Source organism: Deinococcus wulumuqiensis R12 (assembly GCF_011067105.1).
In the GTDB taxonomy this organism is placed as follows: domain Bacteria; phylum Deinococcota; class Deinococci; order Deinococcales; family Deinococcaceae; genus Deinococcus; species Deinococcus wulumuqiensis.
In genome coordinates, this window is record NZ_CP049359.1 from 167501 (window position 1) to 193702 (window position 26202).

Here is a 26202-nt window from a genome sequence, read left to right on the forward strand (position 1 = left end):
GCTGCTGGTGAGCAGTTCTTCGTAGAGCTTCTCGCCGGGGCGGACGCCACTGTAGACGACATCGATGTTCTGCGCGCCGGACAGGCGAATCACGTCGTGGGCCAGATCGGCGATCTTGACCGGGTCGCCCATGTTCAGCACATAGACCTTGCCGTTCTCAGCAAGCCCAGCGGCTTGAAGGACAAGCCGGGCCGCTTCGGGAATGGTCATGAAGTAACGGACCATTTCTGGGTGCGTGACCGTGATGGGCCCACCGGCGCGAATCTGCGCCATGAAGGTCGGAACGACGCTCCCACGGCTGCCGAGCACGTTGCCGAAGCGCACCGAAACGAACGCCTGAGTCTCGCGTGCCTGCGCCGCGCCCGCAGAAACGATCATCTCGGCCAGACGCTTCGAGGCCCCCATCACGCTGGTAGGGTTTACCGCCTTGTCGGTAGACACGTTGACCAGGCGGCCTATGCCGTATTCCAGGCAGAGTTTCACGACGTTTCGCGTACCGATAACGTTGTTGAGAATCGCTTCAGACGGAGCCTGCTCCATAAGCGGCACATGCTTGTGCGCCGCCGCATGAAACACGACTTCCGGGCGGTAGGTCTCGAAGACGTAGCGCAGGCGGGCTTCGTCACGCACGTCGCCGATCAGACTCACCTGCTTGATCTCCGGCCGGGTGCGGGCGAGTTCCTGCTGAATGCCGAAGATGCTGTTTTCACCGCGCCCGAACAGCAGCAAGGTGGCCGGCTGGTACTGACTGATCTGCCGCACGAGCTCCGAACCGATGCTGCCCCCCGCCCCCGTGACCAGGATCACTCGCCCCTTGAGATACCCGGCGATCTCCGCGGTGTTCAGGTGGACCGGCGGGCGGCGCAGGAGGTCTTCGAGGTTCACGTCGCGGATCTGGCTGATGTTCACGTCCCCGGACAGGATCTCGAACACGCCTGGGATGATCCGGTAGCGCAGCCCCGCTTCACGGGAGAGGTCCACGACGCGGCGGATGAACTCGCCGGTCGCGGAAGGAATGGCGATCAGCACCTCATCGACATCTTCCCTCGCCGCGATGGTGGGCAGCTCCGAGACCTGCCCGAAGACGGGAAGCCCGATCACCCATTGCCGCCACTTGCCAGGGTCGTCATCCAGAAAACCGATGGGCCGCAGACCCGCTTCCGGATGCCGCTGCATCTCCCGCGCGATCAGGGCCCCGGCGTCTCCAGCACCGACAATCAGGACGCGTTTATGCGTGGCGGCATCACGGCTCCGGACCTTCTCGGCGAGCAAGCGGGCCAGCACCCGCACTCCGCCCATCAGCAGGAAGCCGAGGACGCCCGCCAGCAGCGGCACACTGCGGGGCAGGTCGAGCCAGCCCCGGAAGATGAAGCCCAGGGCGAACATCAGCAGCGTCGACAGGGCCACGGCGCGTGCCAGGGCCATCAGATCGGGGACACCGACACGCTGCCAGGTCTGACGTGGGAGGTGATAGCGCCAGGCCATGACCGCCATCACGGCCACGCTGAGCCCTATGTAGCCCAGAACGTTGAGCGGCACACCCAGCTCGACGAGCGAGGGTTTCCTGAAGGCGTACGCCAGAAGCGCTGCCGCTGCCCACAGGGCCAGGTCGAGCAGGAATTTATTCAGGGTCATGTTCATCCGCGACTCCCTCTCACCTCAGGGGCGCTGCGCCTGGCTCATCACCACATCAACTGCGTCGGCCATCCGGTGCATGTCCTCTTCAGACAGCGTCGGATGCACCAGGAACATCAGCGAGGTCTCGCCGAGTTCACGCGCCACAGGCAGGCGATCTTTTGGGCCATAGCCAGCGTCGGTGAAGGCCTTCTCCAAGTAGATCTCGGAGCACGATCCGCTGAAGCACGGCACACCCTGGGCGGTGACGGCGTTCATGATCCGGTCGCGGTCCCAGCCCTCGGCCAGTTGCTCGGGGCGCACGAAGACGTAGTACTTGTAGTACGAGTGGTGAATGTCGTCGCCAGGAACCGTGAGGCGCAGAGCAGCATGTTTGCCGAGCCGCTCAGTGAGGACTTGCGCGTTGGCTCTGCGGCGTTCGATCCAGTCCGGCAATTTGCGCAGTTGCAGGCGTCCGATGGCGGCCTGAACTTCCAGCATGCGCCAGTTCGTCCCGAAGGACTCGTGGAGCCAGCGGAAGCCGGGGGCGTGCTCACGGTTGTAGACCGCGTCGTAGCTCTTGCCGTGGTCCTTGTACGCCCAGGCCTTCTTCCAGACCTCGGTGTCGTTCAGGGCGAGCAGGCCACCCTCGCCACCGGTCGTCATGATCTTGTCCTGGCAGAACGAGAACGCGCCTGCGTGCCCGATGCTGCCTACCGGACGGCCCTTGTAAAATGCGCCGTGCGCCTGAGCGCAGTCCTCGATCACGATCAGGCCATGCTCGCGGGCCAGTTCCATGATCGGGTCCATGTCGCAGGGCCACCCCGCCAGGTGAACGGGAATGATCGCGCGGGTCTTGTCGGTGATCAGCGGCCGGATGGTGTCGGCCGTGATGTTCTGGGTCACCGGATCAACTTCGGCAATGACCGGGACGCATCCGCGCATGACGGCCGCGCTCGCCGAGGCTATGAACGTCCGGGCGGTGGTGATGACCTCGTCTCCTTCTCCGATGCCGAAGGCATGCAGGGCCAGTTCCAGCGCCAGCGTGCCGTTGTGCAGAGCGATGGCGTGCTTTACGCCCAGGTACTCGGCGTACTCGCGCTCGAATTCCCGCGCCTCGGTGCCGGTCCAGTAATTAACTTTTCCGGATTGCAGGACCTGCGTCACCGCTTGAATTTCGTCCGGTTCAAAGACCGGCCAGCCAGGAAAAGAAGCGTGCGTCGCCATATTTCTCATAGCATACGCCTTCTCGAGTCAGTTGTATGGAAAACAGCACACCCCGTTCAGTCGTTCTGCCACCCTGTGGGGCGCTCCTTGATGACCTTGGCCGGGGCACCCACCGCCGTGATGTTCGCTGGGAGGGAGCGCGACACCACTGCCCCCGCGCCGACGATGCTCCATTCGCCGACATTGATGCCGGGGATGGCACTGGCCTTGGTGCCGAGGAAGCTACCTTCGCCCAAGTGAACACCGCCAGCCAGCCGTGAGCCGGGGGCCAGGTGAACGTAATCCCCGACGGCGCAGTCGTGATCGATGCTGCATCCCGTGTTGGCGATCACGTGCCGGCCCAGGGTGGCCTGGGCCTGGACAACCACCCCGGCCAACACAACTGTTCCTGGCCCAAGTCGCGCGGAGGGAGAGACCCAGCTGAACGGGTGAATGAGTGTGGCCCAGGTGACGTGTTGGAAGCGGCCGTCTATAACCTGCCGAAAGCGGTTATTGCCGACAGCAATGATGGCGTGGGTGTCAGAGGTGTCGGGAAGACTGGCGATTGGCCCCGTCACGGTGTAGCCCAGCACGCCGGGATGCCGCTCATATTGATCGTCGTAAATACCCGCAATGTTGCGGCCGGTTGCGTAGGCCAGTTCGACGATCACCTTTGCATGACCGCCTGCGCCGATCACGTGGAGGCCGGGGAGCATCAGGGACCAGTTCCACTGAATCTAGGCATGGTTGCTTCGCCGTCGGCACTGATGCCGTCGCGTTTCACGACTTTTTGGAGGGTCATGAGCAGAATCTTGAGGTCGAGGGCAAAACTGCGGTTTTCGACATACCAAACGTCATACTCAAACTTTTCATCCCACGACAGGGCGTTGCGCCCGTTGACCTGCGCCCAGCCCGTAATGCCGGGGCGGACCTCGTGCCGCCGGGCCTGCTGCTCGCTGTACAGCGGCAGGTACGACATCAGCAGAGGCCGGGGCCCGACCAGACTCATGTCGCCCCGGAGCACATTCCAGAGTTCCGGCAGTTCATCCAGACTGGTAGAGCGCAGGAATTTCCCGAACGCGGTGAGACGCACAGCGTCCGGCAGCAGTTCTCCGTCGGAGCCGCGTTCGTCGGTCATGGTGCGGAACTTATACATGGTGAAGGGCTGCCCCCCCAGGCCAGGGCGCACCTGCTTGAACAGCACCGGGCTGCCCAGTCTGGAACGCACCAGTAGGCTCAGCACAAGAAGCGGACCACTCAGGGCAATCAGGGCTCCACCTGCTAGCGCTACATCGAGCCACCTTTTTCCTAGGTGTTGCTCGCCCAGCTCCCGCCAGCGCAGCAACTCGTCATAGTAGGTTGCCCAGCGCTCCTGCACCTGCTCGGGGTCGAAGTGCTTCAGTACCCACGCTCGCCCTGCCTCACCCCGGCGCCTGGCTTCCGCAGGGTCCGTCAGCGCCGCTGTCAGGGCCACGCCAAGTGCTGCCGCGTCACCCACAGGAACACGCCAGCCGGTCACGCCGTCCTGCACGGCGTCTCTTGCCCCAGTCGCGTCTGTCGTGACCAGAGGCAGGCCAAACGCGGAAGCTTCCAGGGCGACGGTGGGGAAGCCTTCGCGGTAGGTCGGCAGCGCCAGTACGTTCATCAGGGGGTAATAGGGGTACACGTCGGGCACGAAGCCGGTCCGCACGACTCCAGGGGTCTGCTCGATCAGGTCGCGTACTTCCGCCGCAACCGGGTCACCCGCCTCGTAATCACCGATAAGGAGCAGCGCCGCTTCCGGGACCTGCTGCTGAACCTGCCTGAACGCCCCCATCAGTTCCGCCATGCCCTTGTCGCGCGTAAATCGGCCCACGAACCCGATCACGGGCTGCGTCTCTTTCAGGCCAAGGCGCTCACGGTGCATAGCTGTGGCAGTGGGGTCGGTGGGGGGTGGCTCACGCACGCCATTGGGACTTCCGGCACCCAACACGACGGTCTTATGGGCCGGCGCGAGGCCGAGTTCATGAACGCGCTCGCGCAGGCTGGGGCTGACGCACACGACTCGGTGGGCGCAGGCCATAGCCAGACGCTCGGTGGCCTGAAGCAGACGACCCTTGTTGCCCTGGGCCGTTTCCATGCGTAGCCCGTGCAGCGTGTAGATGCGAACAGGCACACGCGCTGCCGTGGCCGCCAGCCCGCCGATCAGCCCAGCCTTGGGGGTGCCGACATTCGTGACCGTGGGGCGAAAGGTCCGCAGGGTGCGGTACATCGTGACCAGCGCCTTCAGGTCGGCCCCCAGGCTGATCTCCCGCTCCATCGGCACGGGAAAAGCGGAGGCCTGTTCCTGCGCGGCAAAGGTCTGAAGTTGACCCAGCGTCGTGGGTGCGGCACTGACCCCGGTGCGCCAGCCCCGCCCGGACAGGAGACCTACATGACCACGCAAAAATCCAAGGCTGACCGATGAGGTCACAGCAAATAAAATGGCTTTTTCGTACCTACGCATGGTTCATTTCGCTCCATTCGGTTGCTGACGGTCCTGCCAGATCTGCTCCCACCTTAGAGCATCCGCGATCCCCTGGCGCAGGGAAAGACGCGGAACCCAACCCAGGATCTCCCGCGCCCGCGTGGTGTCGGCAAACGCTCCCGCAGAATCACCGGGGCGGCGCGCCCCGACCACGACGTTCAGGGGCGAGCCACTGACCTCAAGGAACGTGTCTACAAACTCCCTGACGGTCACGCCCACGCTGGAGCCGACGTTCATGACCTCAAACCCTGTCTCCTCTGCGCTGTCCATCATGTAAGTGAGCGCCGCCAGATGCGCCTGCGCCAAGTCCCAGACATGAATAAAGTCGCGCATAGGTGTGCCGTCGCGGGTCTCGTAGTCGTCACCGTTGATAGTGAATGTACCGCCGCCCCTTGCCGAGAGTTTCGTCAATTTGCCCAGCAGGTGAGACGGGTCGGGGCGAAACGGCCCGGAACGCATGGCCGGGTCGGCCCCCACCGGATTGAAGTACCGCAGCGCCATGCCGAACGCGCCGTACTCCCGGCAAATGTCGGCCATAACCCGCTCGAACATCAGCTTTGAAGAGGCGTAGGCACTCAGGGGCAAGAGCGGCGAATCCTCGCGCAGTCCCTCTCCGGGCCGACCGGCCTGGTAGACAGCGGCCGTGGAGCTGAACAGAAAGCGCTTGACCCCTGCAGCCAGCGCCGCCTGCAGCAGCACCTGCGCTTTTGCCAGGTTCTCGGTGTAGTACAGAGACGGCAGGCGGGTGGACTCCTCCACATCGATTCTGGCCGCAAAGTGCATTACGGCGTCCAGGTCGGGATGCTCGCGGAACACCCGGCCCAGCACTGCCCCATCTGCGATATCGCCGTGGTAAAACACCTGACCTTCCACGAACTCGGGGCGTCCGACCACGAGTGAGTCCAGAATTACCGGCGTATGCCCAGCGTCTGCCAGCGCCGAGACGACCGTTCGCCCGATGTAGCCTGCTCCGCCGGTTACGAGTATTTTCATGGTTAAAGTCCTTGTGTATTTCCCTAGTTGGGGCCGCTGCAACGCCCGTTGAACAGTTCAATGCTGATCTTCAGTCAAAGGCCATAACCAGCACACGGGAAGGTTAGGAGCGGAGATGGAAGGGCGGCCACCGACTATTTCAATAGGGCAACCCGTTCAGGCTGAATTCCGTATAACATGATGTCTTTGATTGCCAATACATTGCCCTGTAGTCGTAGACGACGAGTTGCCCGGTCCAGGATGTCAGCTTCGCCGTTGTGCTTAATCCCAAGGGTCCGCAACAGGTTCGCGCCGAGCGTTCCAAGGCCCAGGCGCCCATACTCCTTAGGGGTAAGCACGCCCTTTCGGAGCAGGTAGGTGGAATTCATCATCTGGGTATAGCCCATCAGTTTCTCAGAGACTCGCCCACTCCTCGACCCGAAGTGAATGAGCTTTGCCGCTGTATAGAAAACGGTGCGACCGTGACGAGCGATACGTGCTGCGTAATCCCGGTCCTCCAGATAGGCGTAGAGAATCAGGCGCTCATCGAACTGCTCCTGACGAACAGCAGCGGTGCGGAGCGTCATATTGCAGCCGTAAAGCTCTCTCGACTCGTGGGGTGGGGATGCATCCAGAACGGTATTATGCAGAATTTGGCGGGCCTCCTCGCGCTCCATCCCTCCCCACTTGGGCTTGTCGAGTACAGGTGCGCCCGAAAAGCCGGCCACATCCTGATGCTCCTCCATGAAGGCGCATATCTTGGCGAGGTATCCATCTTCCAGCTCAACATCATCATCGAGAAAGGCCGTGATCGTGGAATTGGGGTGAAGCTCAGCAATGGCCCGGTTGCGCTGGATGGCCGACCCAGCAGGCGAGGTCACGAGACGAAGCCGGGGAGTGGACAACAATGCCGGCAGATAGTCTTCGTCGCCCGTGACGGCGACGATGATTTCCTGGGGCATCAACGTCTGTCTCATAAGGCAATCGACTGTGCCTTGAAGCATGTCAGGTCGCCCCTTGCTAGCGATGATTACGGACAGAAATAGTGTTGTCATGCGTAATGCCTCCAGGTTGTTGCTACTCCAGAAATAACCGGTCGTCTGACATAAGCCGTTCCACAGGTTACGAACCTCGGGTGCTAGCTATTCGTGCCGCGTCACATTTGGCGCTGATCGAAAAAACTCCGTGCAGGGCAGGGTTTTTCTACGAGCCTCAGCATTTCATATAACGTACCACGACTTCGTCAATTAGTTATTTGGCAAACAGTATGCTTTAAATACGTTAATAGAAGAATATGTCCAATACTTCATCTCTAGAAAAGCCGTGTGGGACACATCCCGATATGCAGTATCCCCTAGCACCCGAGGTTACGAGTATTTTCACGGGGTCTGCTCCCGCCTGGGTTCCTGCTGAGGGCCTGCCAGAGCCTGCCGCAAAGCCGCCTCACCCGCCCGGCGCTGCTCCTCGGTCAGGGGCCGCGAGCGGGCCGCCACGATCCGTTGTTCCAGTCCCAGCCCGTGCGCCACCCTGCGAACCCAGATTTTGACGTGGGCCTGACGCAACTGCTTTTTCAGCAGGGGGCGGTACTCGGGCTTGGCCGTGTGGCTCATGGCCCTGAGCATCTTCCTGTACCCCGCCGAGGTCTTTTCCACCTTCGCGGACTGGTCTCCGGCTTCGCGGTAGAACAGGAGCGGTTCCTCAAGCTGCCCAAAATGTGATTGGTCTGCCGTACGCAGCCATAGCTCAATGTCCTCGCAACGATCCGCGTTTACGTCATAGGGATGGTCACGGAACCAGACTGTGCGGCCCGTCACCGTAGGATGAATAAAACCCCCTCTGTGGGCGACACTCAAAAAACCATTTTCCACAAAAGGATTCCCACCGCGTAGCCCCGTAAGGTTATTGTCGCCGTCAATGATATAGGCCGACGAGCCGACCACATCGCAGTCAGGATGGCTCAGCAAATAATCGATCTGGCGTTCCAGTCTTGTCGTCACCATCAGATCGTCGGCGTCCATCCGGGCATAGACTTCTCCACTGGCAAGCTGCACAGATTCGTTCAGGCGGCGGCTCAGGCCTCTGTTTTCGCCGTCGCTCAAAATTCTGATTCTCGGGTCTTGAAACTTCCGCACAGTCTCCAGGCTCCGGTCAGTCGAACCGTCGTCGAGAATAAGAAGTTCCCAGTTCGAGTAGCTCTGCGCCAGCACCGAACCGATGGCAGCTCCGATATAAGCTTCCGCGTTGAACATAGGAATGGCAACGGTCACGCGGGGGTTGGGCGGCAAGGGCTTACGGGTCAGCGTATAGTCCTCTCTTGCCTGCTGAGCCTTTGCCGTCACAGCTCCAGAAGACTCCTGCCCCGAGCCAAGCACGAACGAATCATGCACCCCGAACAATTTGAGCCATTCCTGACGAATCCTTTCGGGGGCGTAGGCCTGGGCACTGAGGCGAGCGTTGTGGCCAAGTTGGCGGCGGTAAGCGTTGTCAGTCATTAACCGCTCGATAGCAGCCGCGAAGGCCGGACCATTGCCGTCCTCGACCAGCACCCCATTTTCTGAGGAAATCAAGGCACGTGGCCCGTTTGAGGAATCGTAGGCTACGACAGGTAAGCCGCAAGACTGGGCCTCCAGCACCACCATCGGCAGAGCCTCAGAGCGTGATGGAAGCAGGTAAATAGAAGACGCCAGGTACTCCTGTTCGATGCTGGAAGTCGGCGGCTGAAGACGAATATTGTTTACCCCTTCCCGCAAGATCAGGTGCCGCAAGTCTGCCTCCTGCTCACCTTTGCCAAAGATATCGAGAGACCAGTCCTCGTGCCTACGCATCACGTCGCCTATGGCCGGAATCAAGCGGTCAAAGCCCTTCTGGTTGGTATAGCGGCCCACAGCAATAAGGCGCCGGGCCTCTAAACTCGCTGGTATCTCAGGCATTATGGGAAGCGCATTCGGAATAACTTTGGCATCGATATTCAATCGATCTTTAAAAACCTTCTGTTCTGCTGCGGTCAGCACCACCACATCATCTAGAAGAGGATAGGTCAAACGTCGAGTCATTTGAGCCAACCCAACTGCCTCATCATAGTTCATATGCTCACAGCCGATAAAGCGTCCCTGTACGCCCGACTTCTTGAGCAGAGCCAGTACAGCATTTACATTGACGCTCATTCCGACCGTTATCGTCTGGGCGTCGAAGCTGACTTGACTTTTAAGCGCCTTGAAAGTCTCAATATTCTGAGGCACATAGTTTTTCAGACCCGGACTGAATTCGACACCCAGATGAATTAGCTTTACCCTTTCGTCAAGTGGGTAAAACGGCGATCCGGTCTTGCTATATAGGCTCACAATATGAACCTCAAACGTATCAGCCAGTGTATTGGCAAGGTTGACGGCTACCCGCTCGACACCTCCTGCCGGAGTGATGTTATAAATAACGATATTCAGCGTCTTTTTCTCTTGATATTTACTAATCATAGTCGCACTCCAGATGAAAAAGGGTTGTGCTTTAGCTCGTGGGCTTAATATAAAATGCCAGATTGATCATCAGCATTGCGGCAATCACAGCGAAGGTAAAGAAATTTTTGTTGACTCTTTTTTTGAAGGCTCGGTCATTGATGTCACGTATAACAAGGGCGAACAGCAGCGGTAGCATAACCCATGAGTTGGCCAGGAGACGGTCTGAGAAGGAAATAAAGTTCATGGTGAGTCCCAATCCATTAATGAGTAGATAAGCATTGAAGATCCAACGAGTTTCAATGCTCATCTTTCGGAAGGGAACGATAAGAAGCAGAAATATAGGCAAGGAGCTAAAAAGAGTAAAATCTGGCCTGAATCCAGTTCGATAAGTCGTTTCTGCAGTGGCATAGTCGAGATATCGACCAGTCAGGTATTGAGAAACGAAAGAGGAGTAGAAACCACTAAAAACACTTATAGACGCCAGTGTTAGCCATACATAAACCATATTTATTCTGGTGACTCCGATAAAAATAGGAGTCGCCAGAAGGCCTGCGACATTATGAAACAGGACTGGCGGATAGGCCAGTAAAACCCGGTACACGGGTTTTCTGAGGCGAAAGACCACGGCCATCCCCAGAAGCGCTACAGCTATGGCCGTACCATGCCTGAGAATGTTGATGTTGATAGACAGGTAAAAGGGTGAGATAAGGAGAAAGACGACATACAGGAAGACGTAGAAGGGGCGGCGTAGAAAAAGAACGCCAGCCAAGTAAAAACAGACGGCTTCAAGGAGGCAGACCGTAAGCAGGAGTGACTGTGGATCAGTGGAAAACAAACGACTGAACGAGATGACCCCGAGAAACCCCTTATCAATGGAATTTATAAATGCAGGATCTTGCTTCAGGTAAGCCAGGAACATGCCGACGTAGGCACCCGTATCCGCACCAACTGTAAAAGACCTGGTGCCCCAACGAAACGCATAGATAAGAACAGGCAAAAACAGCAAGCAATTCCAAATTCGATCATGAACTGCAGAATTCTTGGCCATTGTTCTAGGGTGCACATTTAGTGTTGTCATAAGCTGCCTATGCCTTAAATTCGTGTATAAAGCTCGAGCCAGCGGTCTACTGCGGCGTCCAAGCTGAAGTTCTGAACCACCCGGTCGCGGGCCTTCTTACCCAACGCTTCCGCTTCTGGCACAGACAGACTCATCGCTTGAGTCAGAGCAGTGGCAAGTGCCTCGGCATTCTGAGGCGGACAGATAAAACCTGCGTCTCCGACTACTTCACGCACGCCACCAGCGTCGGTTGCTACCACCACTCGCTCACATGACATCGCTTCGGCAACCACCAAACCAAATCCTTCCCACGCGGACGAGAGCACAAAAATGTCAGCAGCAGATAGACAGTCAGGAATATCGCGTCGTATACCTAAAAAATTCACCTGGGTCCTTGAAAGTTTATCCCCGACCATTTGCCGTAATTCCCTTTTATAGGAGATATCACCATCTCCTATAATAGCTACTTTAATATTCGAAGTAGGGTTCTTTTTCTCAATAATCTTTAACGCTTCGATTAAATTGGGATAGTCTTTCTGTGGGTTAAGTCGCCCTATAGCTACTAGGAGTTTTTCACCATCGTCAATATCAAGCTCTTTTCTTAAGCTAGATCTTCCATTAGACGAGAATCTAAACACATCTGAGTCTATACCATTATAGACAGTAATAGCTTTCTTTCTAATATTAAGCCTTGTATTCAAAGCATCCGTCGATTCAAGGCTTATATTAGTCATCACATCACTCAAACGGTCAGTCAACTTGTAAATTTTCCCTTGTACCCCCTCTCCCTCTCGCTGATTGTGACCCGTGGAAATCAACTTAGGGTAATTTAAAATTGGTCGCATTAGACGGGCCAAAATTATAGAATGGAAGGAGTGAGCATGAACTACATCCGGCTTAAAATTTTTTATGGCGCGGCTAAAATAGTAGATTCCAGACAACCAGCTGGCCGGGTTCTTCTTGATTATGCGTAGGTTATGGATGGTCACGTGGGAAGACTTAGGCACAACAACAGGCTCACCAAGCAACGAGATGAGTTGGACTTCGTGACCTCTTGCAACAAATCGATCGGCCAAGTTACAGACAAGATTTTCGGCTCCTCCCATCCCTAACTGCACAGACACCAGCGAAATCCTCATCTTAACCCCTTTTCCCCGCAGAGTCCCATCATAATAGAAATCCATTGGATGTTTTATAAGTGTACATATTCCTTTTAGAGTTAAATAAATAACTGTTTTATCTAACTATAAGTATTGATGACATAATTATCACTTTTTATAGGATAATATAGACTTTGGATCTACACCCCTCTTAAGTGCATAAATAAAAGCATCTATATTGCCCTTCAATCTTTCTCTTCTGACACTGTCGAGCGCTGGATTACTTCTAAAAAAACTCAAAATTCCAAACCCACCAAGAATATTCCCAACAGGCACCTTAATAGTTAAATAAACCAGCTTATTGAAATCTAGGCTTCTTTTTGTAAAGTAAAGATACAAAGGATTCATTATTTGAGCATATCCCAGGCGACGTTGTGAGATTCTTCCACCGGGTACGCCAAGATGAATCAAACTGTTTCCGCCATAATCACAAATTAGCCCTCTCCTATTTAGCCTTCTTCCCAGATCAACATCTTCTAAATAAGAATACCCAACAAGGCTTTCATCAAACCTTTCAAAATCTAAGAATGATCTCCGAACAGCCATATTACAGCCATAAAGGTCGTCTCTAAAGCTGACATTTACTTTAAAATTTTTAGGTTCACTAAGACGCTTTTTCGCGTCATTTCTACTCATGCGACCATCTTCTGGTATGTCCAATAACGGCACACCACTAATAGCAATCACATCAGTCATGCAGAAAAAGAAGTTCTCTATTCTCAGCAAATAATCAGCAGCAAGCTCGACGTCATCATCCAAAAATACTACCAAGTCGGAGTCCTTACTCGTTCTTTCAATGCCAAAGTTTCTTTGGACAGATCCCCCAGGAGAAGAAAGGAATACCGTCACACCAGAAACTTGCTTGATCTCTTTGTTATAGTCCTGCTCAGAAGCTACAACCACGATAACTTCATCAGCCCGACGCGTCTGCGCATCAAGCGATTCAATTGTATCGTTTAGAACTTCTGCACGACCTTTACTTGCGATTACAACGGATATGAACACTTGCCTTCACCTCATAAAAAATAACGCTAATAATAAGGATTTATTTCATGTCTGTATATTCAAATACAGCTCTATTTTCTAGATAATATTCGGTTGGGTATAACTCTTTTTCCAAACCGTCCAAGAATTCCGTCGATCAAACCCATAATTCGGTATTTTGCCTTTTTAAAACCCTCAGGCTCATAGAATATCTCCCCAGGCATCGCACGCACCGATTTTACTACATGCCTAATCGCCAGGATAAATTTTTCAAAACCACTACTATAAATTAGATCTACAGCCAGCCCGTTACGGGTTGAGTAGTAGGCTTTCCAAGCAGGTATGGGGGTGCGAAGACTCTTACGTCCCCAACGCGAAAATGGCTGAGGGCCTTGTCCATACATGTGACTTATCGTCGCATCAATAATAGCGACTACTTCAAACCCCTTACCCCTAATCCTAGCGGCATATTCGAGGTCGTCGGCACCAATGAAGAAATCCGCACGGGGAAGACCGATTTTTTCCACGAGCCGCCGACTGAATAGAGGGCCGACAAAAGTAAAACTGCACGCTTTTTGTAAACCTGATGCTTGAATCGCCTGTTCTCGTAGGCCACCATTATCAGCGTAAAGTCCATAACGTCTCCCCGTGTCATCAATTTGGATAGGGATGCGAACTTCGGCTTTAGTATTAGCTGTCAGGAGTTTGAAAAGGCAATCAGGTGCCGCAAAAGCATCATCATCCATTATCCAAATCCAATCGGGAGTATCAATTACAGCCTGTCGCATTCCATAGGAAAACCCACCCGCACCACCCAAATTTTCTCCAAGGTGATAAACAGCGTATAAATCAGAAGTGCAATATTCTTTCAAGAAGCCGTGCGTTGCATCCGTAGAGGCATTATTGACAATAATAATTTTGTCCAGCGGCTTCGTTTGAGCTTCAAGGAATTTAAGCGTCCTCTTCAGTAAATCAACCCTATTAAATGTAACAACAACCGCGTAAACCGAATCTGTAATACTCATTTTTCTGCTCCCAGTTCTTCTGATATGCTAAGGGCTCTCGCACAAGCCTGATCCATATTATAATACTTATAATCAGCCAGTCGACCAGCAAAAATAACGTCAGAATTTCTTGCCTCCTTCGCGTAGGCCTCATATCTTTTTCTATTTTCCTCATTTATAATCGGATAATACGCATCCGTAACACCAGTTATGTGAGGCTGGGGGTATTCCGTAATAAGTGTGGTTGCCCTATTCTTCTGGCCACTCAGGTACTTTTGCTCCGTAATACGAGTGAAGTCATACTCGTTTGGGTAGTTTACCGTGCCTACCGATTGGTGGTATTCATATTGCAAAGTCTGAAATTCGAATCGCAAACTCCGATACGGCAACTCACCATGCTTGAAGGAATAAAACTCATCAATAGGTCCCGTGTATACAAGACGAGAAAATTTTATCGCATCATATATCTCTTTATAATCGGTATTAAGCATTACTTTAATATTAGGATGCTGAAGCATATTTTCAAACATTCTTGTATACCCTTGGCGCGGCATGGCCTGATATGTGTCCTGAAAGTATCGATTGTCACGACTAATATAAACAGGCACTCGGCCCGTGACGCTTGGATCAAGATCCTCAGGCGAAAGACCCCACTGCTTTTTAGTATAATTTAAAAACACATTCTTATAAATATATTCCGCAAGGAATTTCAGCTCACTGCTAGAACTTTCGCGAAGCTTAAGTATGGGTACTTTTACGCCGAAACCAAAGGATTCAATTAACAGATTCTCCAGCCGTTCAGCGTATGCGGGCGGGAAGAGAGCGTAAAGGCTGTTAAGGTTGAAAGGAATTGGAACTTTTTGGCCATCAATGACACCCAAAACCTCATGGAAATATGGTCTCCATTCGGTAAATTGAGATAGATACTCCCATACTTTCTTACTGTTGGTGTGGAAAATATGAGGACCATAGAGATGGAGCAGGATATCATCCTCATTGTGCCTGTCGAAGGCGTTACCGCCTATATGATTACGCCTATCAATGACAAGCACTTTTTTATCATACTGACTAGCCAGACGCTCAGCTAATGTTGCGCCCGTAAAACCCGCTCCTACAATTAAATAATCAAACTTCATCTCATCCTCCTGTAAAGATATTAGGTCTCGTAACCTTAAACGGCGATTTACTACTCTTAAGTACCGAAGCAATCATTGAGATGGTCACGATTGTTTCACTTGCAACTACCCCCCACGCCATACCCATTGCTCCAAATTTAGGAACGATCAAAGCAACAGAGATAAGATTACATATTGCAGCAGCAGCAATTATTTTGTTAAACGTCCTCTCCATTTGGTTCGGAATCATCCATTGTAAGCCAAAAAGCTGGCTGATCGCTATAATCGGTAAATTAAAGATAAGAATTTGGAACAGCGGAACGGCAGAGATAAATTGGTCGCCAAATATGAATTTGATAATTATAGGCGCAGAGAAGAAACCAAATATAGCCGCCAGGGTTGAGACCCCCACTATAATGACGAAAGTCTTGCGGAACAATGCCTGTGCTGCAGAAAAATCATGATGTACAAGATAGCTCAGCCGCGGAAAGAAGACTTGCATGATCGGCCACAGTGCACTGGAACTGATGCCAGTTAGCCGCTCTGCCGTCGAGTACTGCGCTACTGTTGCGGCTGGCACGAAAAGGCGCAACAGTGCTGTATTGGCATTCGTATAAAGAACACTCACAGCTCGAAACAGAAACATGCTCCGACCGTCTTTTAGCGCTGATAGACTTCCGCCAAGCGTAATTCTCAAATGCTCTATGTGTGGTAGAGCCCGCCAAGTGTTGATAATTAAAGAAAGCAGCGAAGAGAGACCCTGAAGCATAATCACAAGAGCAACATCATTCGGAGAACGCACAAGCAATAGCACCAAGGCTGTATATCCAAACTTGAGAGAAATATCAATGGAGGCTGCTCTGGGGAGTTTCTCGATCCCCTGATAAAACCACATCAGGTTAAATCCCTGAAACAAAGCCCCCAGAAAACCCAGCCAGAAGAGAAGGGGATGGGACCGGAAGACAGGAATGAAGATGTACACTGCAAGCGACACCAACAGAAACAGTACGCTCAGCAGCAACTTACCTCCCAGAACGTTCGAGAAGATCTTGGTAAGTTCAGAACGGCTATCTCGGTGGATAGCCACCTGCCGGGTGGCCGAAAGACCAAATCCATACTCGATCAGAAACCCGAGCGTCGCAAAGAGGCTCTGAATGGCGGCCAGCTCACCCAGGGCAGAAGGGCCAAGAACACGCGCCAGAAACGGAATACTGAGCAGCGGGAGCACCAGCGTCGCCACCTGAACGCCGTATAGCGCAAAAAGGTTTTTACGCATCAGCCGTTATCCTGCAACGACTCAGGTACGGGACACATAAGAAAACCCCTTGTACTGGATGAGGTTACTTTGAATACTGGCTTGACGAGTGATCAAAACCTCCCGCTTCTGCGTATTGGCAGGCTTGAGTTGCTGCTGCAACTGGAACAACTGAGTCTGGAAACCTGCCCAGACATAGTGTAGCCCTTCTATGGCATGACTGCGATCCCAGTTGGCAAGGACACGGCTGCTCAGATCGGCCAGCCTTCGGGCCGCCTCTGGTGTTCGTACCTGAGCAAAGTCGTCTTGCAGCGCCTGCACTAGCCGGGTCCGCTTCGGCTCCTGGACAGTGATAGAAGTGCACACCTGTTTGATAACCTTACCCAGCACCAGCGAACTGCCGAGCACCTGACTGAACATACCATCTGAGAGGGGAGCCGCGCGGCTCAGACTATTAAGGGGTCCAGTCCTCTTCTGTCTCTGCGTATCGTTCGACGGTTGACTGGTACGCAATTCATACACGCGGGACTGTGGACACGAGAGGTAGGCGCCGGCCCCCAGCATAAGACTGCTTAGCAAGATGGTAGGCAGCTGCCGTGGTACTCCCTGCCAAGGGACGACCAGATCAATTTCTTGCTCTCCTTCCGGACGTCGACTCTTCGGTGACATATGGATGCGTGATTCATCGTAGGTGTGCATCACTTCACCGCAATATACGGGAAGAAGACTGGCCACCACCTCAGTAGGTGACAACTTCAGTTTGGCCTCGTCCCAGACGGAGAAAACCAACAGTCAGCCCCATCAAGCTTGATGGGGCTGACTGTTCGCGGTCTTCTGAAGCTGTGAAGTCCACAGAATCCACTGTCCAGCAGGCGACCGCACTCACCCGGCACTTCAAAACGCACGCCAGTCACCTCCGCATCGACACGCTCCAGAGGCTCATCGATGTCCTCCTGGCGATGATTGCCGCGAGGAGCGTCAATCATCACGACCTGAGTGCCCATATGCCCGGTATCAGTACCCCACAGGCTAAAAAAAGGCGGGCAGACCGCACTTTCCGGGATGAGCAGCTGGACATGGGCTTTTTCATCGCTCTGCTTGTCGTCCATCTTCCACCGGGGAAGGTGTTGCTGAGTTTGGACCGCACCAATTGGGAACATGGCGAGACCCCCATCAACTTTCTGGTGCTTGGAGCCGTGGTTCACGGCTTCACCCTGCCTCTGATCTGGGTGCCTCTTGACCAGTCCGGGAACAGTCACACATACGCCCGAATGTGGCTGGTGTTGAAGCTCCTTCGGGCCTTGCCAGCGAAACGCTGGCTGGGTTTGGTGGCCGATCGGGAGTTCATCGGCGCGGAATGGTTCCGCTTTCTTCGTCGGCATGGCATCGAGCGGGCCATCCGCATTCGGCACAGCGACATGCTGGACGACATGAATGGGAAAGAATGGTTTGAGCATGTCCAGCACGGCCGTTTCCATGAGACTAGCGAAAAGGTGTTCGTGTTCGGCGAGTTGATGCGGGTGGTCGCAACGAGGTCACCTACAGGTGACCTCGTCATCATCGCCACAGATTTCAGCGCTCGGAAGACCTGGAAGCTCTACAAGCAGCGCTGGTCGATTGAGTGCACCTTCAGCAGCTTCAAGAAGCGAGGCTTCGACCTGGAGCGGACCGGAATGACGGAAAGGAGCCGTCTACAGCGACTCTTCGGCCTGGTGACATTGGCCTGGATGTTCTGTCTGCGACTCGGGGTCTGGCTCAGCCAGACCTGGCCCATCCCCGTTCTGAAGCATGGTCGGAGAGCGGTCAGTCTGGTGCGGCATGGTGCTCAGCATCTCGTGGATGCCCTACGGTGGAAACCCGAACAGTTCATGGCGGTCCTGGAGGTGTTAATCCAGGCTTTTTGCCCGCCAGGAGCGGCTGAAAGTGAAGTTGTCACCTACTGATCCCAATCACACTCAGCGGAAAACGGTGTCGATAGGGTTTGCGGTCAGTCACAGCTCGGCAGCTTATCAGCGTTAAGTACAAGGAAATTAACATTTAGATAAACCGTGCTCCCAGTACCTTGAGGCCTGTGAGAACCGCTTCGCGAAGTTCGTCGACTGAGTTGTAACAGCGTCGCGGCATCACTATGCCTTTGAGCTTCCGCCAGATCTCTTCAATCAGGTTGAGCATCGGGGCATAGGGTGGCAGATAGCGCAAATAGAGTCCCTGCTTCTCCCACTCAGCCGCCTTTTCTCTCAGCTTCGCTCCCTTGTGAAAGGGAGCGTTGTCCAGCACCACCACAGTCATCTGGTCTGGGGCGGCTTGAAGAGCCAACGTATCGAGATACGCCATCACCTGCTCACCGTTGCACGAGCCGGACAATTCGCGAACTTCCAGTTGTTCTTCCGTGCCATGTAGGCTGTATGTCCCAATCAGGTTGATCCGACCAGAAGATCCCCACCGCGTGGGGATCTCAAACTGCTTCCCCGAGCCTCGCTTGAACCAGGTTGAGCCAATCGACAGCATCAAAGAAAGGCCCGTCTGATCCAGATATTTCAGCGTCAATTTGCCGTCCAGTGCCCCCTTTTTAGCGTCTCTAAGGACGCTTGGTGCTCTTGCATGACTTTAGGGTCAAGCTTCTTGGCTGGAGCGTATCTGGCTCGCTTCCAGCTATAGCCGAGACGCTTGAGGTGATTGACCATGGCACGTGAGGTCAAGGAAACAGCGAATTGCTTCTCGACAGCTTGGGAGAGGAGAGGAGCGCTCCAAAAGCGCTCTTCACGCAGTTTCTCGTGGAGAAACTGCTCGATCTCAGGGGTCACCCGGCAGGGTTGACCAGGAGGAAAACTATCGGCCAATCCTGCGATGCCATGCTGCTCAAAACGCGTCAAATCGTTGTGGATGGCTTGCCGATTCCGGGCAAAGTGCTCTGACAGTTGCGGAATGCTCCAGCCTTGCCGATGGAGCCGCAAGATACTTGCCCGAAGACGGAGTTTCGGATGTGTATGGGGACTGGTTTCCAGTTCCCGCAACAAGAGGTCGTCTTCTAGGGAGATATCGATACGTCGAGCAGGTCGAGCCATACCTAAGTCTAAACGTTAATTTCCTTGTACTTAACTTGCCAGAACCGGAAGGACGTGGTGCGGGGTTCAGTTCCACATCACGCCGGCCCCCACCCCGGTTTCAGCGCACGGTCCCATACCCCGCCGCGGTCCACCCGCTCATCCCGCCGCCCACGTTGATCACGTCCTTGCCACGGGCCGCGAGAATCCCGCTGGCCTGGGCGCTGCGGCTGCCGCTGCGGCAGATGACGTAGACGGGACGCTCCCCCGGCACTTCCCCGGCGCGGGCGGCGACCTCGCCCAGCGGCAGATTGACGGCCCCCGCGATGTGGCCTTGCGCGAATTCCTGCGGGGTCCGCACGTCAAGGACATAAGCGCCCGCGTCCACCGCCTGCTTGAGGTCCTGCACGCTCACGGTCTGGAAGGTGGCGGTGTCGGCAACTTGGGGAGCGCCCACCGACTCTGATGACGGGACCGACTTCGGTGCAGGGGCGCAGGCGAGCAGGGCGAGGGGCAGCAGCAGGGCAGCGAGTCGTTTCATGGCACTTCCTCTCATGGCATTTCCTCCGGGGTTGGCTGTCAGCAAGACCGATGCCGACCTTTCCGTCTTGACAGTATACCCCCGGGGGGTTTATCTTCAAGCCACGAACGAACCCCGCAGGTTCACCCCCAGGAGGGATCCTATGTTCTTTGAACGTTTCTACGACACCGACCTTGCGCAGGCGTCCTACATGGTGGGTTGCCAGAAAACCGGCGAATGCCTCGTCATCGACCCTGTACGCGATATCCAGAAGTACCTCGACAAGGCCGCCGAGCAGAAACTCCGCGTGACCCACGTCACCGAAACCCACATCCACGCCGATTACCTCTCGGGCAGCCGCGAACTCGCCGCCGCGACCGGGGCGAAGCTCTCGCTTTCCGACGAAGGCGACGCCGACTGGAAATACAGCTTCGGGAGCGAAAAGCTGCGCCACGGCGACACCTTCATGGTGGGCAACATCAAGGTGGAGGCGCGGCATACCCCCGGCCACACGCCCGAAAGCCTGTCCTTTCTGGTGACGGATACCCCCCGGGGGAACGTGCCGGTCATGTACTTCACCGGGGACTTCGTGTTCGTGGGCGATATCGGACGCCCTGACCTGCTCGACGAGGCGGCGGGCGGACAGGACACCCGCTTCGTGGGCGCCCGGCAGATGTTCGCCTCGCTGCGCGACCAGTTCCTGACCCTGCCCGACGGCGTGCAGGTCTGGCCCGCGCACGGCAGCGGCAGCGCCTGCGGCAAGGCCCTGGGAGCCGTTCCCAGCACCACCGTCGGCCACGAGCGGGCGCTGGCGTGGTGGTCGGCGTATGTCCAGAAGGGCGACGAGCAGGGCTTTACCGCCGAACTGCTCAGCGGCCAGCCCGACGCCCCGCTGTACTACGGGCGCATGAAAGAGCAGAACAAGAGCGGCCCCGCCGTGCTGGGTGAGGTCGCGCCGCTGCCGGAGTTCAGCGCGGCCGAGGTCGGGGCGAAGCTGGCGGCAGGCACGGTGCTGATCGACACCCGCGCCAAGGAGCGGCATCAGGCCGCCGCGCCCCGGCACAGCGTGAACATTCCGGCGGGCAACACCTTCGAGACGTGGAGCGGCTGGCTGCTGCGCCCCGAGGACGCCGATTACGTGCTGCTGACGGAGAGCGCCCAGCAGGCCGAGGAACTGCGCCGCCGCCTGTGGATGGTGGGCCTGGACAACGTGAGCGGGTACGTCACCAGCACCGACGGCCTGGACACGGCGCAGGCCCAGCCTTTTGCCGCCACCGAGTTGCCGCAGCATGACGGGGCGCTGGTGCTGGACGTGCGCAAGAAGACCGAGTACGACGAGGGCCACATTCCCGGCGCCAAGCAGCTGCACGCCGGACGGCTGCCCTGGAAACTGGCCGAATTGCCCCGTGACCAGGAAATCGTGGTGCACTGCCAGGGCGGGGCGCGGAGTGCGGCGGCGGCGAGCTTCCTGCGCTCACAGGGCTTCAACGTCACCGAAATCGCGGGGGGCTACGAAGCCTGGGCGCAGGCGCAGTCTGCCCAGCCGACCACCTGAAGTGAAGCGTCCCCGGACTCCTGATACGGATGCCGACGGGCGCAGTGGCGCGGTCCTGCTCAGCGGGCCGCGCCACTGTCCGATACGGGGCTGAGCGACAAGCCTCGCTGCCAGGGTCCCTCCCCTCCAGCCCTTCAGGAAAGGAAAGGCCATGACTGACCGGAAAGACCCGCCGCCATGCTGACCCCCGACGGTCTGGGCCTCGGGCCACTCGCGCTGAGCTGGGCGAGTCTGACGCTGCTGCTCGGCGTGCTGACCTGGACAGCGCTGGCCCGCTGGCCGGGCGCGGGCGTGGCCCTGGGCGTGAGCCTGCTGGCCGCGCGGCTGTGGGCGGCGGCACCGGGGCTGGCGTCCTCGCGCCCGCTGCTGGACAACGTGCTCGATGTGCTCGACCCCCGCCGGGGAGACTGGGCCTGGGGCGCGGGGCTGACGGCTGGGGTGCTGTTTCTGGCGTGTTCAGGCCGCCAGACACTGCGCCGGGCGGTGCGCCCCCTGCTCCTGAGCGTGCTGGCGGGCGCTTTGCCGTTGCTGCTGCGGCCCGCGCCGTCCGCCGTGCAGGTCACCGCCGCCCCACTGCCGGGGCTGAGCGCGGACCGGACCTTCCTGCCCGCGCCCCTGCCGCGTCCCACCGTCCTGAACTTCTGGGCCACATGGTGCGGACCGTGCCGCTCGGAACTGCCGCTGCTGGCGCACGAACAGCGGCGGGGCGGGGCGGTCACGCTGGTCAACGTGGGCGAGTCACCCGCGCAGGTGCAGGGCTTCCTGCGTTCGAGTGCGCCGGGCCTGCGAACCCGCACCGGAGGGGACGCGCTGGCCGCGCAGCTGCGGGTCACGGCCTTTCCGACGACGGTGGTGCTTGGGCCGCAGGGACAGGTGCTGGCACGGCACCTCGGCCCGCTGAGTGCGGCGCAACTGCGGCGGCTGGTGCGGCTGACAGAGGCAAGCGCGACTCAAGGTTCAGAGGCACCGTAGGCCCGCCGAGCCGCACCGGGGGCTTCCGCGCAGAGAACCCGAATCTCATACGGATTCCGATTGAATCTGGTAGTTTCAGATTCAATCCGACTTGCAAAGCTGCGCAGCAGAGCGGATGCGAGTAGGAAAAAATACGGATTCCGCGATATGGATGCACAGGCGGCGCCTTCCCAACTGTATAGGCCCGACTGTGCAGGAATTAAGCGGAATCCGTATCAGGAGGCAGGCTCCGCCTCGAACACCGTCACCCCTGCCTCCTCGAAGGCGGTCCGGGCGGCGGCGGGCGCCTGATCGGTCACCCAGGCACTGACGTCACCGAGGTGGGCAAAGGGAGCGAAACCCGGTGGCCCCCACTTGCTCTGGTCGGCGATCAGGACGCGGCGGCGCGACTGGCGCAAGATGGCCGACTTTTGCTGCGCCTCCACACCGTTGGAGTTGGTGAGTCTGCCTGCCGGGTCGATGCTGGTGCAGCCGACGAAGCACACGTCGTAGTTGTAGCGCGACACCGTGCCCAGCGCGTCCGGCCCGGTCAGGCTGTAGGTGCTGCCGTAGACCTCCCCCCCCACCACGTAGAGGGGGCACTCGCCGTTGAGCACGTAAGCCACGTCTATGCCGTGGGTCACCACCCGCAGCGTCCGGGTCAGGTGGGGGCGGCGCTGCAACGCTTCTGCCACAGCCAGCGCCGTGGTGCCCGCGTCGAGGTAGACGGTCTGGCCGGGCGTCATCAGGTCGAGAGCGCGCCCGGCCAGTTGCTGCTTGCCTGGGCGGTTGACCTGCTGCCGGTCCCGGTAGAACTGGTCCTGGTTGGGCCGGGGCACGTCCTGCTCCGGTCCGGCGAGCGCCGCACCCCCGTGCAGCTTGCGAATCAGGCCGCGCCCGGCCAGGGTGTCGAGGTCACGCCGCGTGGTCGCGCTGCTGCTGCCCAGCAGCTTCGTCAGCGCTGTGGTGCGCAGCGTGCCGTGTTCGGCCAGAAGCTGCAGGATGCGCGTCAGGCGCTCCTCGGCAAGGGGGGGACTCATCGCCACCCATGCTAGCAGCGACGGCTCAGTTTCGCTCAAGACTGTTCAAAATTTGCCAGGGGCGAGCGGCACCTCACCTCCAGCCTCAAAACGAAAAGGAACGTTGACCTCGGACTTTTTCGTTTGTTCCCATACGGCTTGAACTTCAGGAAAGCGTCAACTATTATCAAAATTGCTCAAAATCAATCACGAACACTCAGACCGACTCAGACTGAGCACGGGCACGGACCCCGGTCCGGCAGGGAGAGACAGGCATGATTGAACTTCCGCAACAACTCGTTCGGGTGGGTGCCCAGGCCACCGACAAGCACGACGCCATCCGTCAGGTCGCGGCGCTGCTCGCGGCGGGCGGCGACGTGGACCCGCAGTACGTTGAGGGCATGTTCGCTCGCGAGGCGCAGGCGAACACCTTCCTCGGCCACGGCATCGCCATTCCCCACGGCACGCCCGAGTCCCGGCACCTGATTCGCCGGACCACCGTCGCCGCGCTGCAACTGCCGCAGGGCGTGGACTGGGGCGAGGGTGCCGACGGCCCGGTGCATCTGGTCATCGGCATTGCCGCCGCCAGCGACGAACACCTGCAAATCCTGCGCCGCCTGACCCGGGTGCTGGGTGACGAGGCCCACGTCAAGCGGCTGTGGACCACCCCCGACCCACGGGACATCGTCGAGGCGCTGACCGGCGAGCGGCCCAGTGCGCCCGTTGCGGCGGCGCCTGCCACAGCGGCGGCCCCAGCCCCTGGACTGCCGTACTCGGCGCAGGCGACGCTGCCCAACCCCCAGGGCATGCACGCCCGGCCCGCCACCATGCTGGCCGGACTGGTGAAAAAGGCGGGCGCGACCGTTCGCCTGACCCGCGACGACGGCCGCTCGGCGGACGCGACGCGGCTGATGGACCTGCTCAGCCTGGGGCTCACGCAGGGCACCCGCTTCACCGTGAGCACCGACCAGGAAGCCCTCCTGGGAACGCTGCTGGACGCGATTCGCTCGGGTCTGGGCGATGACCTGCAAGGGGCCTCCCCCGCACCCGCCGCTGCCAGCCGCGCCCCCGAGTGGCAGCCCGCGAACGTGGACAACGCGGTGCAGGGTGTGGGCGCCGCCGACGGCCTGGTCATCGGGACCACCCGCCAGCACCTGCCAAAGCCCCTGGTGGTGGGCGACGAGCCGACCGACCCGGTAGAAGGCGCCGCGCGACTCGACGCCGCCCTGAAAGCTGCCGACGCCGATCTGGACCAGGTGATGGCGGACGTGCAGGCCAAGTTCGGCGCCGACAAGGCCGCCATCTTCGGGGCACACAAGGAACTGCTGGCCGATGAAGGCACCGTGCAGGACGCCGTGTCGCACATTCTGGACGGACACGGCCCCGCCTGGGCCTACCAGCAGGCGACGAACGCCCGCATCGAGCAGCTGCAAAAGCTCGACGACCCCCTGCTCGCGGGCCGCGCCATCGACCTGAGCGACGTGCAGCGCCGGGTGCTGCGGCACCTGCTCGGCCTCCGGGAAGACGCGGCGCAGGCGGGCGGCCCCGGTGGGCACAGCCCGGTCATCCTGCTGGCCCCCGACCTGACCCCCAGCGACACCGCCCGCCTCGGCCCCGACACGCTGCTGGGCTTCGCCACCGCGCAGGGCGGGCCGACCAGCCACACCGCCATCATCGCGCGGGGCCTGGGCCTGCCCGCCATCGTGGCGGCGGGGGAAAGCGTGCTGAGCGTGCCCGACGGAACGCTGGCGATTCTGGACGGCTCGGCGGGCAGGCTGTACCTGAACCCCTCGGACGCCGACGTGCAGTCGGCCCGTGACCGCATGGCCGTACTCGCCGCCGGACGCGAGGCCGCCCGCGCCGCCCGGCACCAGCCGGGGGCCACCCGCGACGGGCAGCGGGTGGAGGTCGCCGCCAACATCAACCGGGCGTCGGCGGCGGCAGAGGCCCTTGAAGCCGGGGCCGAGGGCGTGGGCCTGATGCGGACCGAGTTTCTGTTTCTGGAGCGCGACTCGGTCCCGAGCGAAGCCGACCAGGAACAGGAATACCGCGCGATGGCGGCGGCGCTGGGTGACCGCCCGCTGATTATCCGCACGCTGGACATCGGCGGCGACAAGGAAGTGCCGTATCTGGGGCTGGCCCGCGAGGACAACTCGTTCCTGGGGATTCGCGGCGTCCGGCTGTGCTTCGAGCGGCCCGACCTGTTCGTGCCGCAACTGCGGGCCATCGTGCGGGTGGCGAAAGACCATCCCAACGTCCATGTCATGTTCCCGATGATCGCCACCCTCGAAGACTTCCGCCGCGCCCGCGCCATGCTGGACGAGGTGCGGACCGAGCTGGGCGCCCCACACATCCCGCTGGGGGTGATGATCGAGGTGCCGTCGGCGGCCCTGATCGCCGAGCAGCTCGCGCCCGAAGTGGACTTTTTCAGCGTGGGCACCAACGACCTGACGCAGTACACCCTGGCGATGGACCGGATGCACCCGCAACTGGCCCGCCAGACCGACGCCATGCACCCCGCCGTGCTGCGGCTGATCGGGCTGACGGTGGACGCCGCGCAGCGTCACGGCAAGTGGGTCGGCGTCTGCGGCGGCGCGGCGGGCGACGACGTGGGGGCGCTGGTGCTGACCGGTCTGGGCGTCAAGGAACTCTCGGTGAGTACGCCGCAGGTGGCCGGGGTCAAGGCCGCCCTGCGCGGGCGCTCCAGCGCCGAGCTGCGTGACCTCGCCGCCCGCGCCCTCACGCAGCCCGACGCCGCCGCCGTGCGGGCGCTGGTGCGGGGCTGAGG

The 26202-nt window shown here is 58.2% G+C and carries 22 protein-coding genes (1 of these 22 running past the window's edge); 4 read left to right on the top strand and 18 right to left on the bottom strand.

Annotated elements, in window-relative coordinates:
* The 14 genes from G6R31_RS16000 to G6R31_RS16065 all read right to left on the bottom strand — a co-directional run.
* Positions 1–1641, bottom strand: the 5' portion of a protein-coding gene (locus G6R31_RS16000; RefSeq protein WP_017871977.1) for a polysaccharide biosynthesis protein. The gene continues 183 nt to the left of window position 1, outside the view; only the first 1641 of its 1824 coding nucleotides appear in the window; its start codon is at positions 1639–1641; the stop codon falls past the left edge of the window.
* 18 nt (positions 1642–1659) lie between these two features.
* Complete coding sequence (locus tag G6R31_RS16005; protein WP_025567112.1) at positions 1660–2841, bottom strand: DegT/DnrJ/EryC1/StrS family aminotransferase; 1182 nt, start codon at positions 2839–2841, stop codon at positions 1660–1662.
* Positions 2842–2897: 56 nt separating this feature from the next.
* Positions 2898–3536 (bottom strand): acetyltransferase, encoded by a 639-nt coding sequence (locus G6R31_RS16010; protein ID WP_025567110.1) that lies wholly within the window; start codon positions 3534–3536, stop codon positions 2898–2900.
* Positions 3536–5272 (bottom strand): sugar transferase, encoded by a 1737-nt coding sequence (locus G6R31_RS17065; protein WP_161617965.1) that lies wholly within the window; start codon positions 5270–5272, stop codon positions 3536–3538. The genes G6R31_RS16010 and G6R31_RS17065 overlap by 1 nt, the downstream gene beginning before the upstream one ends.
* 36 nt (positions 5273–5308) lie before the next feature.
* Positions 5309–6319 carry a UDP-glucose 4-epimerase GalE gene (gene galE, locus G6R31_RS16020; RefSeq protein ID WP_017870750.1) on the bottom strand — a complete coding sequence of 337 codons (1011 nt, stop codon included), beginning with the start codon at positions 6317–6319 and terminating at the stop codon, positions 5309–5311.
* Positions 6320–6453: 134 nt separating this feature from the next.
* A complete protein-coding gene (locus G6R31_RS16025) occupies positions 6454–7353 on the bottom strand; it encodes a glycosyltransferase family 2 protein (RefSeq protein WP_017870749.1) in 900 nt (299 codons plus the stop codon).
* A gap of 324 nt (positions 7354–7677) precedes the next feature.
* Positions 7678–9768, bottom strand: coding sequence for a glycosyltransferase (locus G6R31_RS16030; RefSeq protein WP_051056493.1), 2091 nt, complete (start codon positions 9766–9768; stop codon positions 7678–7680).
* A 31-nt stretch (positions 9769–9799) separates the two neighbouring features.
* Positions 9800–10798 (bottom strand): EpsG family protein, encoded by a 999-nt coding sequence (locus G6R31_RS16035; protein WP_161617963.1) that lies wholly within the window; start codon positions 10796–10798, stop codon positions 9800–9802.
* 44 nt (positions 10799–10842) lie between these two features.
* On the bottom strand, positions 10843–11946 hold the full coding sequence (locus tag G6R31_RS16040) for a glycosyltransferase (protein ID WP_043826539.1): 1104 nt from the start codon (positions 11944–11946) through the stop codon (positions 10843–10845).
* Between the two features lie 129 nt (positions 11947–12075).
* On the bottom strand, positions 12076–12972 hold the full coding sequence (locus tag G6R31_RS16045) for a glycosyltransferase family 2 protein (RefSeq protein ID WP_081608275.1): 897 nt from the start codon (positions 12970–12972) through the stop codon (positions 12076–12078).
* Between the two features lie 71 nt (positions 12973–13043).
* Positions 13044–13976 (bottom strand): glycosyltransferase family 2 protein, encoded by a 933-nt coding sequence (locus G6R31_RS16050; RefSeq protein ID WP_081608274.1) that lies wholly within the window; start codon positions 13974–13976, stop codon positions 13044–13046.
* Positions 13973–15091, bottom strand: coding sequence for a UDP-galactopyranose mutase (gene glf / locus G6R31_RS16055; protein WP_043826536.1), 1119 nt, complete (start codon positions 15089–15091; stop codon positions 13973–13975). Before glf ends, G6R31_RS16050 begins: the two co-directional genes overlap by 4 nt.
* A 1-nt stretch (position 15092) precedes the next feature.
* Positions 15093–16346, bottom strand: coding sequence for an oligosaccharide flippase family protein (locus tag G6R31_RS16060; protein ID WP_017870744.1), 1254 nt, complete (start codon positions 16344–16346; stop codon positions 15093–15095).
* 21 nt (positions 16347–16367) lie between these two features.
* Positions 16368–16745 carry a hypothetical protein gene (locus tag G6R31_RS16065; protein ID WP_017870743.1) on the bottom strand — a complete coding sequence of 126 codons (378 nt, stop codon included), beginning with the start codon at positions 16743–16745 and terminating at the stop codon, positions 16368–16370.
* A 539-nt stretch (positions 16746–17284) separates the two neighbouring features.
* On the opposite strand from G6R31_RS16065, the gene G6R31_RS16070 reads away from it, so the two are divergent.
* Positions 17285–18268, top strand: a complete 984-nt coding sequence (locus G6R31_RS16070; RefSeq protein ID WP_164994044.1) for an IS4 family transposase — start codon at positions 17285–17287, stop codon at positions 18266–18268.
* A gap of 94 nt (positions 18269–18362) precedes the next feature.
* Here G6R31_RS16070 and G6R31_RS16075 read toward each other — a convergent pair whose 3' ends face one another.
* The 3 genes from G6R31_RS16075 to G6R31_RS16085 form a co-directional block, all read right to left on the bottom strand.
* Positions 18363–18872, bottom strand: a complete 510-nt coding sequence (locus G6R31_RS16075; RefSeq protein WP_040384450.1) for an IS630 family transposase — start codon at positions 18870–18872, stop codon at positions 18363–18365.
* Positions 18869–19390: a helix-turn-helix domain-containing protein gene (locus G6R31_RS16080; protein ID WP_081608273.1), complete on the bottom strand. Its 522-nt coding sequence runs from the start codon at positions 19388–19390 to the stop codon at positions 18869–18871. Before G6R31_RS16080 ends, G6R31_RS16075 begins: the two co-directional genes overlap by 4 nt.
* A gap of 100 nt (positions 19391–19490) precedes the next feature.
* Positions 19491–19910 carry a rhodanese-like domain-containing protein gene (locus G6R31_RS16085; protein ID WP_017870738.1) on the bottom strand — a complete coding sequence of 140 codons (420 nt, stop codon included), beginning with the start codon at positions 19908–19910 and terminating at the stop codon, positions 19491–19493.
* A 142-nt stretch (positions 19911–20052) separates the two neighbouring features.
* On the opposite strand from G6R31_RS16085, the gene G6R31_RS16090 reads away from it, so the two are divergent.
* A complete protein-coding gene (locus G6R31_RS16090) occupies positions 20053–21444 on the top strand; it encodes an MBL fold metallo-hydrolase (RefSeq protein ID WP_017870737.1) in 1392 nt (463 codons plus the stop codon).
* 177 nt (positions 21445–21621) lie between these two features.
* Positions 21622–22416, top strand: coding sequence for a TlpA family protein disulfide reductase (locus G6R31_RS16095; RefSeq protein WP_017870736.1), 795 nt, complete (start codon positions 21622–21624; stop codon positions 22414–22416).
* Between the two features lie 215 nt (positions 22417–22631).
* On the opposite strand, the gene G6R31_RS16100 is transcribed toward G6R31_RS16095, so the two are convergent.
* On the bottom strand, positions 22632–23435 hold the full coding sequence (locus G6R31_RS16100) for a DeoR/GlpR family DNA-binding transcription regulator (RefSeq protein ID WP_017870735.1): 804 nt from the start codon (positions 23433–23435) through the stop codon (positions 22632–22634).
* A 254-nt stretch (positions 23436–23689) separates the two neighbouring features.
* Here G6R31_RS16100 and ptsP point away from each other — a divergent pair, with 254 nt between their 5' ends.
* A complete protein-coding gene (gene ptsP, locus G6R31_RS16105) occupies positions 23690–26200 on the top strand; it encodes a phosphoenolpyruvate--protein phosphotransferase (protein ID WP_017870734.1) in 2511 nt (836 codons plus the stop codon).
* Positions 26201–26202: the final 2 nt, after the last annotated feature.

Excerpts from the sequence above, each read along its gene's own strand:
- G6R31_RS16005 (WP_025567112.1), bottom strand. The coding sequence starts at position 2,841 with ATGGCGACGCACGCTTCTTTTCCTGGCTGGCCGGTCTTTGAACCGGAC.
- G6R31_RS16010 (WP_025567110.1), bottom strand. The coding sequence starts at position 3,536 with ATGCTCCCCGGCCTCCACGTGATCGGCGCAGGCGGTCATGCAAAGGTG.
- galE (WP_017870750.1), bottom strand. The coding sequence starts at position 6,319 with ATGAAAATACTCGTAACCGGCGGAGCAGGCTACATCGGGCGAACGGTC.
- G6R31_RS16025 (WP_017870749.1), bottom strand. The coding sequence starts at position 7,353 with ATGACAACACTATTTCTGTCCGTAATCATCGCTAGCAAGGGGCGACCT.
- G6R31_RS16030 (WP_051056493.1), bottom strand. The coding sequence starts at position 9,768 with ATGATTAGTAAATATCAAGAGAAAAAGACGCTGAATATCGTTATTTAT.
- G6R31_RS16035 (WP_161617963.1), bottom strand. The coding sequence starts at position 10,798 with ATGGCCAAGAATTCTGCAGTTCATGATCGAATTTGGAATTGCTTGCTG.
- G6R31_RS16040 (WP_043826539.1), bottom strand. The coding sequence starts at position 11,946 with ATGAGGATTTCGCTGGTGTCTGTGCAGTTAGGGATGGGAGGAGCCGAA.
- G6R31_RS16050 (WP_081608274.1), bottom strand. The coding sequence starts at position 13,976 with ATGAGTATTACAGATTCGGTTTACGCGGTTGTTGTTACATTTAATAGG.
- glf (WP_043826536.1), bottom strand. The coding sequence starts at position 15,091 with ATGAAGTTTGATTATTTAATTGTAGGAGCGGGTTTTACGGGCGCAACA.
- G6R31_RS16060 (WP_017870744.1), bottom strand. The coding sequence starts at position 16,346 with ATGCGTAAAAACCTTTTTGCGCTATACGGCGTTCAGGTGGCGACGCTG.
- G6R31_RS16065 (WP_017870743.1), bottom strand. The coding sequence starts at position 16,745 with ATGTTCAGTCAGGTGCTCGGCAGTTCGCTGGTGCTGGGTAAGGTTATC.
- G6R31_RS16070 (WP_164994044.1), top strand. The coding sequence starts at position 17,285 with ATGATTGCCGCGAGGAGCGTCAATCATCACGACCTGAGTGCCCATATG.
- G6R31_RS16080 (WP_081608273.1), bottom strand. The coding sequence starts at position 19,390 with ATGGCTCGACCTGCTCGACGTATCGATATCTCCCTAGAAGACGACCTC.
- G6R31_RS16085 (WP_017870738.1), bottom strand. The coding sequence starts at position 19,910 with ATGAAACGACTCGCTGCCCTGCTGCTGCCCCTCGCCCTGCTCGCCTGC.
- G6R31_RS16090 (WP_017870737.1), top strand. The coding sequence starts at position 20,053 with ATGTTCTTTGAACGTTTCTACGACACCGACCTTGCGCAGGCGTCCTAC.
- G6R31_RS16095 (WP_017870736.1), top strand. The coding sequence starts at position 21,622 with ATGCTGACCCCCGACGGTCTGGGCCTCGGGCCACTCGCGCTGAGCTGG.
- G6R31_RS16100 (WP_017870735.1), bottom strand. The coding sequence starts at position 23,435 with ATGAGTCCCCCCCTTGCCGAGGAGCGCCTGACGCGCATCCTGCAGCTT.
- ptsP (WP_017870734.1), top strand. The coding sequence starts at position 23,690 with ATGATTGAACTTCCGCAACAACTCGTTCGGGTGGGTGCCCAGGCCACC.